14 protein-coding genes and 1 pseudogene are annotated in these 16,086 nt (G+C 67.8%); 7 read left to right on the top strand and 8 right to left on the bottom strand.

Features of this window, described 5'->3' with window-relative positions:
- Positions 1-45: 45 nt before the first annotated feature.
- Positions 46-1,185 carry an AI-2E family transporter gene (locus G6N57_RS07065; protein ID WP_077739857.1) on the bottom strand — a complete coding sequence of 380 codons (1,140 nt, stop codon included), beginning with the start codon at positions 1,183-1,185 and terminating at the stop codon, positions 46-48.
- Between the two features lie 72 nt (positions 1,186-1,257).
- Here G6N57_RS07065 and G6N57_RS07060 point away from each other — a divergent pair, with 72 nt between their 5' ends.
- The 3 genes from G6N57_RS07060 to G6N57_RS07050 are packed head-to-tail and all read left to right on the top strand — an operon-like array spanning position 1,258 to position 3,958.
- Positions 1,258-2,397, top strand: coding sequence for a lysylphosphatidylglycerol synthase transmembrane domain-containing protein (locus G6N57_RS07060; RefSeq protein ID WP_077739856.1), 1,140 nt, complete (start codon positions 1,258-1,260; stop codon positions 2,395-2,397).
- Positions 2,398-2,406: 9 nt separating this feature from the next.
- Entirely contained in the window at positions 2,407-3,606 is a 1,200-nt protein-coding gene (locus tag G6N57_RS07055; protein ID WP_097926262.1) for a M23 family metallopeptidase, read from the top strand.
- A complete protein-coding gene (locus G6N57_RS07050) occupies positions 3,593-3,958 on the top strand; it encodes a DUF3054 domain-containing protein (RefSeq protein WP_077739855.1) in 366 nt (121 codons plus the stop codon). The genes G6N57_RS07055 and G6N57_RS07050 overlap by 14 nt, the downstream gene beginning before the upstream one ends.
- A 40-nt stretch (positions 3,959-3,998) precedes the next feature.
- Here the strand turns inward: G6N57_RS07050 and G6N57_RS07045 are convergent, their stop codons facing one another.
- The 4 genes from G6N57_RS07045 to G6N57_RS07030 all read right to left on the bottom strand — a co-directional run bounded on the left by G6N57_RS07045 (position 3,999) and on the right by G6N57_RS07030 (position 7,217).
- Positions 3,999-5,339 (bottom strand): HAMP domain-containing sensor histidine kinase, encoded by a 1,341-nt coding sequence (locus G6N57_RS07045; RefSeq protein ID WP_077739854.1) that lies wholly within the window; start codon positions 5,337-5,339, stop codon positions 3,999-4,001.
- Between the two features lie 25 nt (positions 5,340-5,364).
- Positions 5,365-6,033 (bottom strand): response regulator transcription factor, encoded by a 669-nt coding sequence (locus tag G6N57_RS07040; RefSeq protein ID WP_162563976.1) that lies wholly within the window; start codon positions 6,031-6,033, stop codon positions 5,365-5,367.
- 76 nt (positions 6,034-6,109) lie between these two features.
- Positions 6,110-6,493 (bottom strand): heme-binding protein, encoded by a 384-nt coding sequence (locus G6N57_RS07035; RefSeq protein ID WP_019346133.1) that lies wholly within the window; start codon positions 6,491-6,493, stop codon positions 6,110-6,112.
- 169 nt (positions 6,494-6,662) lie between these two features.
- Positions 6,663-7,217 carry a hemophore gene (locus G6N57_RS07030; protein ID WP_097926261.1) on the bottom strand — a complete coding sequence of 185 codons (555 nt, stop codon included), beginning with the start codon at positions 7,215-7,217 and terminating at the stop codon, positions 6,663-6,665.
- A gap of 258 nt (positions 7,218-7,475) precedes the next feature.
- On the opposite strand from G6N57_RS07030, the gene G6N57_RS07025 reads away from it, so the two are divergent.
- The 3 genes and pseudogenes from G6N57_RS07025 (at position 7,476) to G6N57_RS07015 (ending at position 11,632) form a co-directional block, all read left to right on the top strand.
- Positions 7,476-10,334, top strand: a complete 2,859-nt coding sequence (locus tag G6N57_RS07025) for an MMPL family transporter (RefSeq protein ID WP_077739852.1) — start codon at positions 7,476-7,478, stop codon at positions 10,332-10,334.
- 422 nt (positions 10,335-10,756) lie between these two features.
- Positions 10,757-11,209 (top strand): annotated as a pseudogene (locus G6N57_RS07020) (hypothetical protein); the annotation flags it as partial.
- A 12-nt stretch (positions 11,210-11,221) separates the two neighbouring features.
- Complete coding sequence (locus tag G6N57_RS07015) at positions 11,222-11,632, top strand: CoA-binding protein (RefSeq protein WP_077739851.1); 411 nt, start codon at positions 11,222-11,224, stop codon at positions 11,630-11,632.
- A gap of 12 nt (positions 11,633-11,644) precedes the next feature.
- On the opposite strand, the gene G6N57_RS07010 is transcribed toward G6N57_RS07015, so the two are convergent.
- Together G6N57_RS07010 and G6N57_RS07005 are read right to left on the bottom strand one after the other, a co-directional pair.
- A complete protein-coding gene (locus G6N57_RS07010) occupies positions 11,645-12,334 on the bottom strand; it encodes a hypothetical protein (protein ID WP_077739850.1) in 690 nt (229 codons plus the stop codon).
- On the bottom strand, positions 12,331-12,939 hold the full coding sequence (locus G6N57_RS07005) for a hypothetical protein (RefSeq protein WP_077739849.1): 609 nt from the start codon (positions 12,937-12,939) through the stop codon (positions 12,331-12,333). The genes G6N57_RS07010 and G6N57_RS07005 overlap by 4 nt, the downstream gene beginning before the upstream one ends.
- Before the next feature lie 65 nt (positions 12,940-13,004).
- On the opposite strand from G6N57_RS07005, the gene G6N57_RS07000 reads away from it, so the two are divergent.
- Positions 13,005-14,981 (top strand): M13 family metallopeptidase, encoded by a 1,977-nt coding sequence (locus G6N57_RS07000; RefSeq protein ID WP_077739848.1) that lies wholly within the window; start codon positions 13,005-13,007, stop codon positions 14,979-14,981.
- 58 nt (positions 14,982-15,039) lie between these two features.
- Here G6N57_RS07000 and G6N57_RS06995 read toward each other — a convergent pair whose 3' ends face one another.
- Complete coding sequence (locus tag G6N57_RS06995; RefSeq protein ID WP_097926260.1) at positions 15,040-16,050, bottom strand: L,D-transpeptidase; 1,011 nt, start codon at positions 16,048-16,050, stop codon at positions 15,040-15,042.
- Positions 16,051-16,086: the final 36 nt, after the last annotated feature.

Raw genomic sequence — 16,086 nt, 5'->3', positions numbered from 1 at the left:
GCTCCATGATTCGCTGAAATCCCGACCACAGGCCGACGTTCGGCGCTAATCCTCGGGCGGCAGATCGTCGGCAGTGGACTGGATGAGGACACTGTCCTCGTCCTCCTGCCGGGCCTCTTCGGCGTCCGGGTCCTCGGCCAACAGCACCCGGGTCGCGCTGTTGATGAACGCCACCGTGGGCACGGCCAGCAGGGCACCGACGATGCCTGCCAGCACGCCGCCGCCCGCGATGGCCAACACCACGGCCAACGGGTGGATCGACACCGCACGGCCCATCACCAGTGGCTGCAGCACGTGGCCTTCCAACTGCTGCACGGCGATGATCAGCCCGAGCGTGATCAGGGCGTAGACGAATCCCTTGGCCAGCAGCGCCACCACCACCGCCAGGAATCCGGCGACGACGGCACCGACGAGCGGGATGAACGCGCCCATGAACACCAGCGAGGCCAGCGGCAGCGCGAGTGGGATACCCATGATCGCCAGGCCCGTGCCGATGCCGACCGCGTCGACCAGGGCCACCAGGAACGTCGCCCGCATGTAGCCGCCCAGCGAGTGGAAACCGGCTCGACCGGCGTCGCGGACCCGCTCCCGCACATGGATCGGGAACGCCTTGGTGACGAACGCGAAGATGCTGCGCCCGCCCTGCAGCAGGAAGATCAGGGTGAACAGCACCAACAGCGCGCCGGTGAGCAGCTCGGTGAGGGTGCCCGCGGTGGACAACGCCCCGGTGGTGAGCTTCTCCTGGTTGCGCTGCAACGCCTCGATCGCGGTGTTGCCTGCCTGGTCGATCTGTTCCTTGCTCAGCTGCAGCGGTCCGTTGATCAGCCAGTTGCGCAGCCCGTCGATGCTTCGGGTCACCTGTTCGACGAGTTGCGGTGCACCCTCGATGAATTGGGAGATGACGAAGCTCAGGATGCCGCCCACCACCGCGAAACTGGCCAGCAGCACCAGAGCCACGGCAGCTCCGCGCGGCGCGCCCCGGCGGTCCATGAAGTCGACCGCGGGCAGCAGCAAAGCCGCCACCATGGTGGCCAGGGCCACCGGCACCACGATCACCTCGAGGCGTTTGACCAGCCATAGCAACGCCACGACGGCCGCCAAGATGACCAGCAGACGCCACGACCAGGCCGCGACCTTACGGACGAACGGCGTGACGGCCTCATCAGCAACAGGATCCGGTGACATGTCGGTAGCCTAATGCGGCGCGCCGCCACAACCGGCGATGTCGTTGCGACCTGCGCGGTTACCCTGTATTGCGTGTCACAGGACGCGCCGGCCGACACGGCCCGGGCCCGGGCCGGCTCCACGCGCGGTAGGTACTGGTGGGCGCGATGGGTGGTCATCGCACTCGCGGTCAGCGTGCTCGCCGTCGAGGTGACCCTGGTCTGGGATCAGCTGGCGAAAGCCTGGCGGAGCCTGCTGACCGCGAACGGCTGGTGGGTGCTGGCTGCCGTCGGCGCCGCGATGGCATCGATGCACAGCTTCGCCCAGATCCAGCGGACACTGCTGCGCTCGGCCGGCGTACCCGTCAAACAGTGGCGCTCGGAGGCCGCGTTCTACGCCGGCAACGCCCTGTCGACCACGATGCCCGGCGGGCCGGTGCTCTCCGCGACCTTCGTCTACCGCCAGCAACGCATCTGGGGTGCCTCACCGTTGGTGGCCTCGTGGCAGCTGGTGATGTCGGGGGTACTGCAGATCGTGGGCCTGGCACTGCTGGGCCTCGGCGGCGCCCTCATGCTCGGTGCCAGCAAGAACCCACTGTCGCTGATCTTTTCGCTCGGCGCGTTCCTGGCCATCATCCTGCTGGCCCAGGCCGTAGCCACCAGACCCGAGCTGATCGACGGCATCGGGGTCAAGGTGCTGGCGTGGGTGAACTCGTTGCGCGGCAAGCCCTCTGACGTCGGCCTGGCCAAGTGGCGCGAGATCCTGCAGCAGCTCGAATCGGTCAGCCTGGGCCGTCGAGATCTCGCGGTGGCGTTCAGCTGGTCGATGTTCAACTGGATCGCCGACGTGGCCTGTCTGGCCTTCGCCTGCTATGCCGCCGGAGGTCATCCGTCACTGGCCGGAGTCACCGTCGCCTATGCCGCGGCCCGCGCGGTGGGGTCGATCCCGTTGATGCCGGGCGGTCTCCTCGTGGTGGAGGCGGTGCTGGTGCCCGGGCTGGTCTCCTCCGGCCTCACGCTGGCCTCCGCCATCTCGGCGATGCTCATCTACCGGCTGGTCAGCTGGATCTTCATCTCGGCGATCGGCTGGGTGGTGTTCTTCTTCATGTTCCGCACCGAGAAGGACCTGGATCCCGACGCCGGCGGGCCGGCAATCCAGCAAGACGCCGGCGGGCCGGCAATCCAGCAAGACGCCGGCCCCGGCAAAAAATCCCACCCCGAACCCGAGCGCTAGGAGTCGTCCATGCGAATCCGGTACCCGATCGCTGTGCTCGCCCTGATCCTGGCCGGGTGCTCGTCGGCGCAGACTCCGCAGTCGGAGTCGCCCACCACCACGACTCCGCCGCCCGTGGTCACGCCGGTGGTGGGATCGGTTCTGGCAGAACCGGTTCCGGTGGCGGCGACCGACGGCCGCACCCACCTGGCCTATGAGCTGATGTTGACCAACACCTCACCGGGAGTTGTCACCCTCAACTCGCTGAGCGCCGCGACGGCCGACCGCAAGCTACTCACGTTGTCCGGAGACAGCCTCAAGTACTGGACCAGGGCGGTGGGCAACTCCGCGGCCGGAACCAATGTGCTCGGCCCGGGCCAGAGCGCCTATGTGTGGATGGACGTCGTCGCCGACGACCCCGCGCAGGTGCCCACCGCACTCACCCACGAACTCGGGATCACGGTGGCCAAACCGATGCCGCCGCTGGTCCCGCCGACCCTCACCGAGTCGGTGGCGCCGGTGGCGGTGCAGACTCGCAAACCGGTATCCATCACCCCGCCGCTGACCGGTGACAACTGGGTCGACGCGAACAGCTGCTGCGATATGACCCCGCACCGGATGGCGCTCAACCCGATCAACGGAAAAGTCTGGGCCGCTGAACGATTCGCGATCGATTATGTGCAGATCGGCGCCGATGGGCGGCTGTTCGCCGGGGACCGGGCCAAGGTCGTGAGCTACCCCTACTTCGGCGCGGAGATCCACGCAGTGGCCGACGGACCCGTGGTGGCCGTGCTCGACGGGCTCAACGAGCAGGTCCCCGGTGTCACGCCGAGCGGCCTCACCCTGCAGCAGTACGGCGGCAACCACATCGTGCAGGACATCGGCGACGGCAACTACGCCTTCTACGCCCACCTGCAGCCGAACAGCCTCAAGGTCAAGCCCGGTGACAAGCTCAGCGCCGGGCAGGCCATCGGGGCCCTCGGCAATTCTGGCAACTCCGACGCACCGCACCTGCACTTCCATGTGATGGACGGCCCGGATCCCTTGGCGTCCAATGGCTTACCATTTACCTTCAAATCGTTCCGGCTCGATTCGCGGCTCACCTCGCTGGCCGCCGCCGATGCGCTGTTCGACGGCAAGCCGGCCGCACGGCAACCGGGCTTCGCCGAGCGCGACCAATCCGACGTCAGCCCACTGGTACTGGATGTGATGACATATGCGACGAGCTAGCGGCACGGCTTTCCTGGCCGACCTGATCTGTGTGGTGGTGTTCTGCACGATCGGGCGGCGCAGCCACGCCGAGGGCATCACGTTGGCCGGGGTGGCCGAGACGACCTGGCCGTTTCTGACCGGCACCGTGGTGGGCTGGTTGCTCTCTCGCGGCTGGCAGCGCCCGACGTCGTTGGCGCCCACCGGGGTTGTGGTGTGGGTCAGCACCGTGGTGGTCGGCATGGTGCTCCGCAAGCTGACCTCCGCCGGGGTGGCGGTCAGCTTCATCGTCGTGGCCTCACTGGTGACGGCCGTGCTGCTGTTGGGCTGGCGCGCGGTGCTCGCCGTGCGCGGGCGTACGCAACAAGCCTGACGCGCGGGCGTACGCAACAAGCCTGAGCGGTGCGGCGTCGTCAGTCCGCCTGAGCCGCATCCCCGTTCGGCGACATCGCAATCGTCAACGTCGCCCGCAGGCCGCCGAGAGGTCCGTCGGACAACGTGATCTCACCGCCGTGCAGGTGGGCCTGCTGGGCCACCAGGGCCAGGCCGAGTCCGGATCCGCCCGCCATCGCGGTGCTGCCTCGACGGAACCGGCCCAGGACGGTCTCGTGCTCCTCGACCGGCAGTCCCCGGCCGTTGTCGTCGACGGTGATCACGAGGTGGTCGTCGCCGCGGTGGGCGGTCAGGGTGATCCGGGTGGCCTCGCCGTGGACGATGGCGTTGCGCACCAGGTTGTCCACCGCGATGCGCAGTCCACCGGGCCAGCCCATCACCAGGCCGATGTCGTCGGCCACCTGCACGTCGATCTGGACATGCTCGCTTCCCCGGGCGTTCTCCCTGACCACCCGGTCGAGCAGGTCGGCGATGTCGATCAGTTCGCGGTCTTCGGCCTGGGCCAGCTGTCCGGAGGCGAGTTGGCCCAGCGCGGTGATGATCGCCTCGACGCGGCGCTGCGCCCTGGACAGGTCGGCCACCACTTCGTCGCGTTCGGATTCCGGCAGGTTGTGGATGCGGAGCGTGTCCAAGTCGGCTCGCATCGCGGTGAGCGGCGTGCGCAACTCATGCGCGGCGTTGGCGGCGAAATCTTGAGCGGCCTGAAGAGAATTGGTGGTGGCGCGCTGCGCGGCGGCCAAGCGGGTGAGCATGCCCGCCATGGCTTCCGACAGGTCCTCGGCCTCCCGGACGCCGCGCACTTTCGGCATCGTCTCGGTGCCGCTGTCCAGTTTCGAAGTGTGCTCGGTGAGCTTGCGCAGCGGTCGGATGGCCGGGCCGGCCAGCAGCCAGCCCAGTCCCCCTGCCACCAGCACGGTGGCCACACCGAATCCGGTGTACAGCGGAATCCTGTTGGGGCTCAACAAGATACTGTCGGCGCGGATCCCGATGGACATCAGCACCCCGCCGTGCTGGTCCATGTGGACCGTCCGCACTCGGTAATCGACACCGTTGACCTGGACGGTCTCGGTGCCCGGCGGCAGCGCAGGCAGCTGGAAGCCCCGCTGGAACACCACCTGCCCCGACGAACGCGACCGGCCGGTGGTCAGCACGCCGCGGGTGGGATCCTGCAGATGCTCGGGGTTGATGCTGGCATCGACGATCGAATCGAGCCTGCGGTCCAATTGGGCGGAGTCGTTGTTGGCCAGCACCACCGAGGTCAGGATGGTGAACACCGCCACCACGGCCGCGGCCGCCAGCGCCGCAGCCACCGCGACCCTGGTGCGCAATGACGCCGAACGGATGAAGCCGAAGATCCGCACCTACCGCTGAGTCCTCATGGGGTTCTCACGCATCCTCCCGCAGCACGTACCCGATCCCGCGAACGGTATGGATGACCCGCGGCACGTCGGGCCCTTCGAGCTTGCGCCGCAGGTACGAGATGAACACATCGGCGACGTTGGTGTCCACGTCGAAGTCGTATCCCCAGACCAGCTCGAGCAGCCGCTGGCGCGACAGCACCACACCCGTGTTCTCGGCCAACACGGCCAGCAGATCGAATTCCCGCTTGGTCAGGTCGACGCGTTCCCCGCCGACGAACACCAGCCGGCGGGCGGTGTCGATGGTCAGCGCGCCGACGGTCATGGTGTCCGACTGACCCTCGGCATGGCTGGCCCGGCGCAGCAGTGCGTTGAGCCGGGCCACGAGCTCGCCGAGGTCGAACGGTTTGGTCAGGTAATCGTCCGCGCCGGCTTCCAGTCCCGCGATGCGGTCGTTGACCGTGTCGCGGGCCGACAGCACGCAGATCGGAATGTCGTTGCCCAGTGCCCGCAGGGCGGTGACCACAGCGACGCCGTCGAGTTCCGGCATTTGGACGTCGAGGACGAGCGCGTCGTGCGACTCGTTCGACAACAGGCGCAGTGCCTCCTTGCCGGACGCCGCGACCCGGACGTCGAACCCCGAATGCCTCAGTCCGCGGGCAACCGAAGTACGCACATCCGGGTCGTCGTCGACCATCAGCACCGTGCGGTTAACACTCTCGGGCGTCACGTGTCCTTCGCCGCTGGCGGGGGTTGCTTCCACCCGCACTCGGTTACGGGATGGAAGGAGCCGGAGCTTCGCCGCAGCGGTTCTTCAGGTCTACCAGGGGCTGGCGGATACCGGTCAGCTCGGCCTTCGTCTGCGGGTTGGCCTCAAGGTAGTCGTGCACCTTGGTCTTGACCTCTTCGCGCGGCAGGCCCTCGAGGCTGGTGAAGAAGTTGTTCACGTCGGGATGGGTGAACAGGTACGCCGAGGTTGATGCCGACACACCCGAAGCCACGCCGGCCAGATCGGCAGCGCTGCAGTTGGGGGGGTTGTTCGCCGGGTCGTCGGCAAGCGCCGACGGGATGGCGCCGAACAGCATCGCACCGGCTACAGCGCCGGCGCCGGCCACGCCAGCTACCACGCGCCGCGCATTTCGGGCCGAGAGCAACATGGTCAAGCTCCTTCATCGGATGGGGAGGCCGTAACCCCAAACGGTTAACGGCTGAAGGAAAGCTAAGCAGAATCCTTGACGACTTTCTTGCCTTGCGCGCAAACCGTCGTGCCGCCCGGTAAATCCGCAGCTCAGCGACGCCGTCTCAGGCGACGCGACGACAGCTGACCTAGCGGGTCGAGGCCGTGGCGGGACCCGGAAGCGGACCGGAGCCCGCCGTCGCGGCCGTGGCCGCCGGGCGTTGCGCCGGCACTGCGACGCCGGGCACCCCGACGTTCTGCGCCGAGGGCAGGCCGCCGGGCAAACCGCTGGTAGCTCCGCCGCCCTGCTGGGTGGCCTGCGCCAGCCCCATCAGCTGCGGCAGGGTCACCGGCAACTTGCACCGGGTGCCCAGGTTGGCCAGCGGCTGCTGCAACTGCTGCATGTCCTTGGCGGCCTGCGGGTTGGCGTCGAAGTAGGTCTTGAGGGCGGCGATCGACTGGGCGCCGCCCTGCTGCTGACTGATCGTGGTCAGGGCCTGGTTGGTCTGGGGATGCGTGTCCAGATAGTTGCCGATGTTGGTGGCCACACTGCCCGCGGTGCGGGCGACCTCACTGGCGGCACACGGATCGGTCGCAGCCGTAGCGGACGGGACCATGAGCGCGGCCACCATCGCACCGCCGGCCCCGGTCACCGCGAGGGCGGCGATCAGACCGCGGCGCAGTCCACCGTTGGTCGGTTGCATGGAGTACTCCTTCAGCGTGGGCCCCGGCGCACACGTCAGCCGGGGTCGTCCTTAGCTATTTCGCCGGGGTGGGCGATTCCGTTAGCGGCGGTCGCGCCAAACGCTACGGATCTCCGCTGTGAGATGTCTCAGCGTGATCTCAGAACCGGAAGAGAGCGAGCCACATTACACCGGTGGAGGTACGCTCTCGCTGGTACGAGCCAGGACACGCCCAGCCAGGTTGGGGGGAGAAAGCGGGGAAGTCGCATCCAGCAGTTCATGATGCGCTTGAGCAGCTATCTGCGCAGATTCCGCTGGGCGGTTTTCGCGACATGGTTGTTGCTTCTGGTGCCCTCGATCTACCTCGCGATCAACCAGTCGTCCAATCTGACGGGCGGCGGGTTCGACGTCGAGGGTTCCCAGTCGCTCCACGTCCAGCGGCAACTCGAGGAACATTTCCCGAACCAGGGCGCGTCCCCGCTTGCCCTGATCGCAGCGCCCCGCGCCGACGCCTCGTTCCAGGACATGAACGCCGCGGTGGTGTGGCTCGAGAAGATCGCGGGCGAGGTGCCCAGCGTCAAGATCGTGCCGAATCCGCAACAGCCGGCCCCGCAGCCCGACCGCCCCTACGTCATCACGCTGCAACTGGACTTCAACAACACCGGCGCGGTGGACGTGGCCAAGCAGCTGCGGCAGAAGGTCGGTGTGCACGGCGAGGAGCCGGGCGAGAGCGAGAACGGCAAGGTCAAGTTCTACGTCATCGGGCAGGGCGCGCTCGGGGCTGCCGCCACCCAGGCCACCAAGCACGACATCGCCGCGGCCGAGAAGTGGAACCTGCCGATCGTCCTGATCGTGCTGCTGGCGGTGTTCGGCTCGTTGGCCGCCGCGGCACTGCCGCTGGTCCTCGGCATCTGCACGGTCGTGGTGACCATGGGCCTGGTCTATCTGCTGTCGATGTACACGCAGATGAGCGTGTTCGTCACGTCGACGGTGTCGATGTTCGGCATCGCCCTGGCGATCGACTATTCGCTGTTCATCCTGATGCGCTATCGCGAGGAGTTGCGCGCCGGCCGTGACCCGGCCGATGCGGTGGACGCCGCGATGGCCACCTCCGGCCTGGCGGTGGCCCTGTCCGGCCTGACCGTCATCGCCTCGGTCACCGGCATCTACATCATCAACACGCCGGTGCTGGTGTCGATGGCGACGGGCGCGATCCTGGCCGTGGCGGTCGCGGTGCTGACCTCGACCACCCTGACCCCGGCCGTGCTGGCCACGTTCGGCAGCGCGGCGGCCAAGCGCTCGTCGTACCTGCACTGGTCCCGGCGCGCGGAGGCGACCCAGTCCCGGTTCTGGACCCGCTGGACAGGTGCGGTGATGCGCAGGCCGTGGGCCTCGGCGGTGGCCGCGACGATCCTGTTGTTGATCCTGGCCGCGCCGGCCTTCGGGATGGTGCTGGGCAACAGCATGCAGCGCCAATTCGAGCCCACCCACGAGATCCGCGGCGGGGTCAACGCCGCCGCCGACGCATTGGGTCCCGGGGCGCTGGGCCCGGTCCGGGTGCTGGTGACGTTCCCCGAGGGGAACGCCGACAGTCCCAAGAGCACTGCCGCGCTCGACGCCGTGCGCCAGGAGATGACCCGCGCACCCAATGTGCAGACCGTGCAGCCGCCGGCGTTCGCCGACAACAACACCAGCGCGCTGCTGTCGGCAGTGTTGTCGGTGGACCCCGAGGATCTGGCCGCCCGCGAGTCCATCGACTGGATGCGGGACAAACTGCCGCAGGCCGCGGGCTCGAACGCTCGCGTCGACGTGGGTGGACCGACCGCGCTGATCAAGGACTTCGACGATCGGGTTTCCAGTACCCAGCCGCTGGTGTTCCTGTTCGTCGCGCTGATCGCCTTCGTGATGCTGCTGGTGTCGATCCGGTCGGTGTTCCTGGCGCTCAAGGGTGTGCTGATGACCGTGCTGTCGGTGGCCGCGGCCTACGGCAGCCTGGTGGTGGTCTTCCAGTGGGGCTGGTTCGAGGGGCTGGGGTTCGAGAAGATCAGCTCACTCGACAGCACCGTCCCGCCGCTCGTCCTGGCGATGACGTTCGGTCTGTCGATGGACTACGAGATCTTTTTGCTCACCCGGATCCGGGAGCGGTTCCTACAGACCAACAGCACCCGTGACGCCGTTGCCTACGGCGTCAGCACGAGCGCGCGCACCATCACCAGCGCCGCCCTGATCATGATCGCGGTGTTCATCGGGTTCGCTTTTGCCGGTATGCCGCTGGTGGCGCAGCTGGGGGTGGCGTGCGCGGTGGCCATCGCGGTCGACGCGACCGTGGTCCGGCTGATCCTGGTGCCCGCGCTGATGGCCATGTTCGACGAGTGGAACTGGTGGCTGCCGCACTGGCTGGACCGGCTGCTGCCGGAGGTCGATTTCGAGAAGCCGTTGCCCAAGGTCGAGGTCACCGATCTGGTGATCATTCCCGACGACATCTCCGCCATGGGCCCGAGCGGATCTGACCTCCGCATGATGGTGCGGACCGCCGCACGGATGAAAACCCTTGCCCCGCAAACGATCATCGTCACCGACCCGCTGGCCTTCAGCGGTTGTAGCAAACAGTCCTCGCGACTGGCGGCCCGGCGACCCGGTGGCCCGAAGCGCTGCCCAGGGGTGCATCCGGTGACGATGTGGCGGGGCAGGCTCTCGGTGGCCGTGGACGCCCTTGAGACCGAGGCGGACGCGGACCGCGCCCCGATGGAGCGGCTCGGCCCGGTGGAGACCACCAATGTGCAGCTCCCGACCGGTGACCGATTGCAGATCCCGACCGGCGCAGAAACGCTGCGGCTCAAAAGTTATCTGATCATGTGCCGTAACAGCACGAAGGACTTTGAGGAGTTTGCTGATCTCGTCGAATCGGTGGAAACCGAGACGGCTGCTCTGGTGTTGTCGGGCATGGACCGGTATTACTGTGGGCAGAACCCGAAGAGCAGATGGGTGGCCACGCAGCTGGTGCGCCGGCTGGCCGACCCGCAACCGTCCGATGAACACGACTTCGTGATGTCGGACCCGGATGCAGCTGCCGAATGGGAGAAGGTCAGGCAGCGCTGCCTGTCAGTTGCGGTAGCGATGCTGGAGGAGGCGAAGTGACGTTGGCGCCCGACGTCCGGGAGTCCAGGGACGCGCGCACTGCGCGTCGCGACGAGATTCAGCCGGTTCAATCGTCTGCTCGCCGTCCCGCCGGACAACGTGTTCAAGCGGCCCCGGCGCAACGGACTTCGACCCAGCGGACCCCCGCCCAACGCTCCGCCCCGGCCCAACGGACACCGGCCACGCCGCGCGCGACGACGCCACGCACTTCCGCCCAAAGCAATTCGGCACAACGCAGTTCCGCACAACGCCCCCAGAAGGCGCCCGCCCAGGTACAACGGAAACAGGAGCAACGCGCTCCCGGGCAGGACACCAACGCACAGCGCACACAGGGGCAGGGCACGCAGACACCACGCACACCGGTACAGCGTTCGCAGCAGCCGGCACAGCCGCGACAATCACGTCAGGCCAAGGCCGCGCCGCCGCAGCGCCAACCCGCCTTCGACGATCGGCCGGTCGAGTACTGGCCGACCGCCGCGATCCGTGCGGCCCTGGAGACCGACGACATGGCGGTCTGGCAGCGGATCGTCGCCGCGATCAAGCGGGATCCGTACGGCCGCACCGCCCGCCAGGTCGAGGAAGTGCTGCAGACCGCCCGCCCCTATGGGGTGTCCAAGGCGCTGTCGGAGGTGTTGGTGCGCACCCGTGAGCACCTGGAGGCCACCGAGCGCGCCGAGGTCGCCCGCCAGATCCAGGCGATGCTGCGCCGTTCCGAACTGCAGGCACCCGAGTTCGCCTCGCGCGTCGGGGTGTCCAACGAGTCCTTCGCCGATTATCTGGAAGGCACCGTCAGCCCGCCGGCCTCGCTGCTGCTGCGCATGCAGCGCTTGTCGGACCGGTTCGCGAAACTGTCCGCGCAGCGCTCCGCGAAGTAGTCGCCGACGCAGATGACGTCCCAGTCAGCCGCGACGGTGCAACGCGTCCTGCGGGAAACCCGGTCGGTGGCCATCGTCGGCGCCTCGGCCAACCCGGCGCGGGCCAGCCACGAAGTCTGGACCTACCTGAAGGCGGCCACCGGCTACACGCTCTATCTGGTGAACCCGACCATCACCGAGGTGGACGGCACTCCCGTCTATCCCAGCCTGGCCGCGCTGCCCGAGGTCCCGGACCTGGTCGACGTGTTCCGTCGCCGCGAAGAACTGCCCAACGTGCTCACCGACGCCATCGCAGTCGGGGCCAAGACCCTGTGGCTGCAGTTGGGGCTGCGCGACGACAAGGTGGCCCGCGACGGCGCCGCGGCAGGCCTCACGGTCATCCAGGACCTCTGCCTGAAGGTCGAGTACGCCCGCTTCGCCTGAGCGCTCCGCCGCCTAGCGCGAGTGCAACGGGGTGACGTTGTCGACGAGCCAGCGACCGTCGGCCTTGCTCAGCGCCACCCGCAGTGCCATCACCGCGTTGTCGGTGGGTTTGCCCGGCGCACTCTGGGTTCCGCGCAGGACGACGGCGACACTGGCCACCTGCGGACCCAGCGCCTCCACGCCGGCCGAGATGGTGGCGGCGGTGGCCGATACGTTCTTACTGGCCAATTCCTTTGCCACGTTGGCGAATTCGTTCTTGAACTGCTCGGCCTGCTGCGGCGACATCATCGCCGTGGCGCGGTCGATCGAGGAGGTCGGGCTCTGCGGGCTGAAGGTGGCGGTCGCCTCCGAGACGCTGCTGGCGATGCGCACCACCTCGTCACGGTCGTTGTTGAAGGTGCGATCGGGCGCGGTCCAGCGCAGGTATCCCACCGTCACCGCGGCGACGAGGGCGGCGGCAGCCACACCGGCGACGGCCAGCCGCAGACCGGGAGCGTCGTCGTCGGTGCCCAGCGTCACGCCGTCCCGGCGAGCCAGCACGACGTTGACGATGACGCCCTGCACGATCAGCAGGCACAGCACCGAGCACAGCGAGACCCACCACAGCGGCCACGCCAACGCCAGGCCGATGTAGAGCAGTGCCACGATCGCAGCCAGCGGAGCCACGATGTCAAAAGCCAGAACCCGCAACCGGTTTCTCATCGGATCGGCTCCAATCGCGAAACCATCAGGGTGCCGTCGACGTCGGACACATCCAGCCGCAGGTTCCAGCGCACGGTCTGCGGCTTGTCGGTGCCTGCGTTCTCGCTGACGGAGGTGGCCACCACGAGCACGGTGTCGGTGCGCGAGACCATCCCGGCCAGATCGGCCTTGGGTGCGGGCACCGGGCGACCGTCCGGACCCGGCGGCGGGTGGTACAGCGATTCGATGGCCACCGAGTCGATCTGGCCGGTGGTGCGCGCCTGAAGCCGCTGCACGAGGTCGCGGTAGGGCTGCACGGCGGCGTCGAAGTCGGCGTTGAGCTGACCGACCGTGCCCTCGCGCAGCTTCTGCATGCCGGCCTCGACGGAGTCCTTGTTGATGTTGATCAGGACGTTGGCCCAGTCGGCGGCCGTCCGCAGCACCCGGCTCTGGTAGGCGCGCTCGTCGGCCTCGCTGCGGTGTCCGGACCACACCATGACACCCAGGACCACCGCGACAACCGCGATCAGGCCCGCGATCGCCGAGGCGAAACCGAAGCCGGTGATGACGCCATTGGGGTGATCGTCGGTGCTGTCGTTGCTGTCCTTGCTCGGCGCCTCGGGCATGGCCGTGAGGGTACCGGCAGCGAAACCAGCCGAGCGCACCCGCGGCCTTCTGGAAGAATGTCGGGGTGACGGTAGAAGCCATCAAGTCGGGTATCGACCTGAGCCATGTCGACCCGCAAGCCCGCCCGCAAGACGACCTGTTCGGCCACGTCAACGGCCGTTGGTTGACCGACTACGAGATTCCCGCCGACCGCGCCACCGACGGCGCCTTCCGGCTCCTGCACGACCGTGCCGAGGAGCAGATCCGCGATCTGATCACGCAGGCGGCCGCATCCGACGCCGCTGCGGGCACCGACGAGCAGCGCATCGGCGACCTGTACGCCAGCTTCATGGACGAGCAGACCATCGCCACGCGTGGCCTGGCGCCGCTGCTGGCCGAGCTGGCGCTGATCGACGGCGCTGCCGACAGCGATGCGCTGGCCGCCGTGCTGGGCGGGCTGGAGCGCACCGGGGTGTCCGGCGGGGCCGGGGTGTACGTGGACACCGACTCCAAGGATTCGACGCGGTACCTGCTGCACATGAGCCAGTCCGGGCTCGGGCTGCCCGACGAGTCCTATTACCGCGACGAGCAGCACGCCGAGATCCTGGCCGCCTACCCCGGCCATATCGCCCGGATGTTCGCCCTCGTGTACGGCGGCGATCAGAGCGAGACCGCGGCCCGGATCGTGGCGCTGGAGTCCAAGCTGGCCGCCGCGCACTGGGACGTGGTCAAGCGCCGCGACGCGGACCTGACCTACAACCTGCGCACCTTCGCCGACCTGTCCGGCGATGCTCCCGGCTTCGATTGGACCGGCTGGCTCGGCGCCCTCGGCACCACCCCCGAGAGGGTTTCCGAGCTGGTGCTGCGCCAACCCGACTATGTGACGGCGTTCGCCGCGCTGTGGGCGAGTGAGGACCTGGAGGACTGGAAGGCCTGGACTCGCTGGCGCCTCATCCACTCCCGCGCCGGGCTGCTGACCGACGAGCTGGTGGCCGAGAACTTCGATTTCTACGGCCGCACCCTGAGCGGCACCGAGCAGAACCGCGACCGGTGGAAGCGCGGGGTGTCCCTGGTGGAGGGCCTGATGGGCGACGCCCTGGGCAAGCTCTACGTCCAGCAGTACTTCCCGCCCGAGGCCAAGGCCCGGATGGACGAGTTGGTGGCCAACCTGCGCGAGGCCTACCGGGTCAGCATCAACGAGCTGGACTGGATGACGCCGGAGACGCGGGCCAAGGCACTGGTGAAGCTCGACAAGTTCACGCCCAAGATCGGTTATCCGGCCCGCTGGCGGGACTATTCGGCTCTGGTGGTCGAGCGCGATGATCTCTACGGCAACTACCGTCGCGGCCACGTGGTGAACTCCGACCGCGAGCTGGCCAAGCTGGGCGGGCCGGTGGACCGCGACGAGTGGTTCATGACGCCGCAGACGGTCAATGCCTACTACAACCCGGGAATGAACGAAATCGTCTTTCCCGCAGCCATTCTGCAGCCGCCGTTCTTCGACGCCCAAGCCGACGATGCGGCCAACTACGGCGGCATCGGCGCGGTGATCGGCCACGAGATCGGTCACGGTTTCGACGACCAGGGCGCCAAGTACGACGGCGACGGCAACCTGGTGGACTGGTGGACCGACGCGGACCGGGCTGAATTCGGGGTCCGCACAAAGGCTTTGATCGACCAGTACGAGGAGTTCAGCCCGCGCGGGCTGGATACCTCGCACCACGTGAACGGCGCGTTCACGGTCGGGGAGAACATCGGTGATCTCGGCGGGCTGTCCATCGCCCTGCTGGCCTATCAGCTGTCGCTGAAGGGCGAGGAGGCTCCGGTGATCGACGGGCTGACCGGCGTGCAGCGCGTCTACTTCGGCTGGGCACAGGTGTGGCGGACCAAATCCCGTGAGGCCGAGGCCATCCGCCGCCTGGCGGTGGACCCGCACTCACCGCCGGAATTCCGCTGCAACGGCGTCATCCGCAACATCGATTCGTTCTACGAGGCGTTCGAGGTGGCCGACACCGACGAGCTGTACCTGGAGCCGGCCAAGCGCGTGCGGATCTGGAACTAGCCCTGGATACAACAAAACCCCTGCCGACGGGCAGGGGTTTTGTTGTATCGGCGTTCTCCTAGAACATCTGCCAGTCGGAGGCACCGTCCGGCGTGTTGTACCAGCCGCCACCGGTGTTCTTGATGACCACCGGATCGCCGCTGCCGAAGTTGTCGTAGAACCACTTGGCGTTCTCAGGGCTGAGGTTGATGCAGCCGTGGCTGGTGTTGCTCTTGCCCTGCTGGGCGACGGACCACGGGGCGCTGTGCACGAACACGCCGCTGTTGTCGATGCGGACGGCGTCCTGCACCTTCAGCTTGTAGCCCTCCTTGGAGTCCACCGGCACACCGTAGGTGGAGGAATCCATGATGATGTCGGGGAACTTCTCCAGCACGTAGTAGGTGCCGTTCTTGGTCTCGTGCTTGCCGTCGGGCTTGCCCATCGACACTGGGAAGGTCTTCTCCAGCTTCCCGTTGCGCATGATCTCCATCTGGTGGGCCTTGTCATCGACCGTGGCCACCAGGTAGTCGCCGACGCGGAAGCTCGACTTCGTGCCCGCCGCGTCGATGTTCACCACCGTGTTGGACGGCCAGAAGTCCTGCGGGCGCCAGCGCAGCTGGGTGTCGGTGACCCAGTAGAAGCGCCCGGCCACCGGCGGGTTCGACGTGATCCGGATGGCGTCCTGGGCCATCTGCCGGTTGGCGATCGGCCGCTGGAAGTTGATGTAGATGGGCTTGGCGACGCCCACCATCGACCCGTTGACCGGGTTGAACGACGGCGGCAGGAACGGCGCCTCACCGGTGAACGGCTGAGAGCTCTGCCCGGGCGCGTCGCCCTCGGTGAACGGCACGGTCGGGGAGCCGTAGTTGACGATCGGTGCGGGTGTCGCCGGAGCGGCGGCGGCCGGAGCCGCCGGGTCGGCGGGCAGCGGGGGGATGTACGCGCCCGGCGGGGGGCCCGGAACTGCAGGGTCGACGGGTGCCGGCGGCACCTCGGGATCCGCATAGGCGGATGGGCTGAGCACCATTGCACCGACCACTCCCGCGGCCATGAACATGGTGATCAGTCGACGTTTTGCCGATTTCGGCATGAGTAACCTCCAGACAGCACAACTCGCTCCAGTGTC

This window comes from Mycolicibacterium boenickei (assembly GCF_010731295.1).
GTDB lineage: Bacteria > Actinomycetota > Actinomycetes > Mycobacteriales > Mycobacteriaceae > Mycobacterium > Mycobacterium boenickei.
This window is presented reverse-complemented; position numbering and strand designations above follow the sequence as displayed.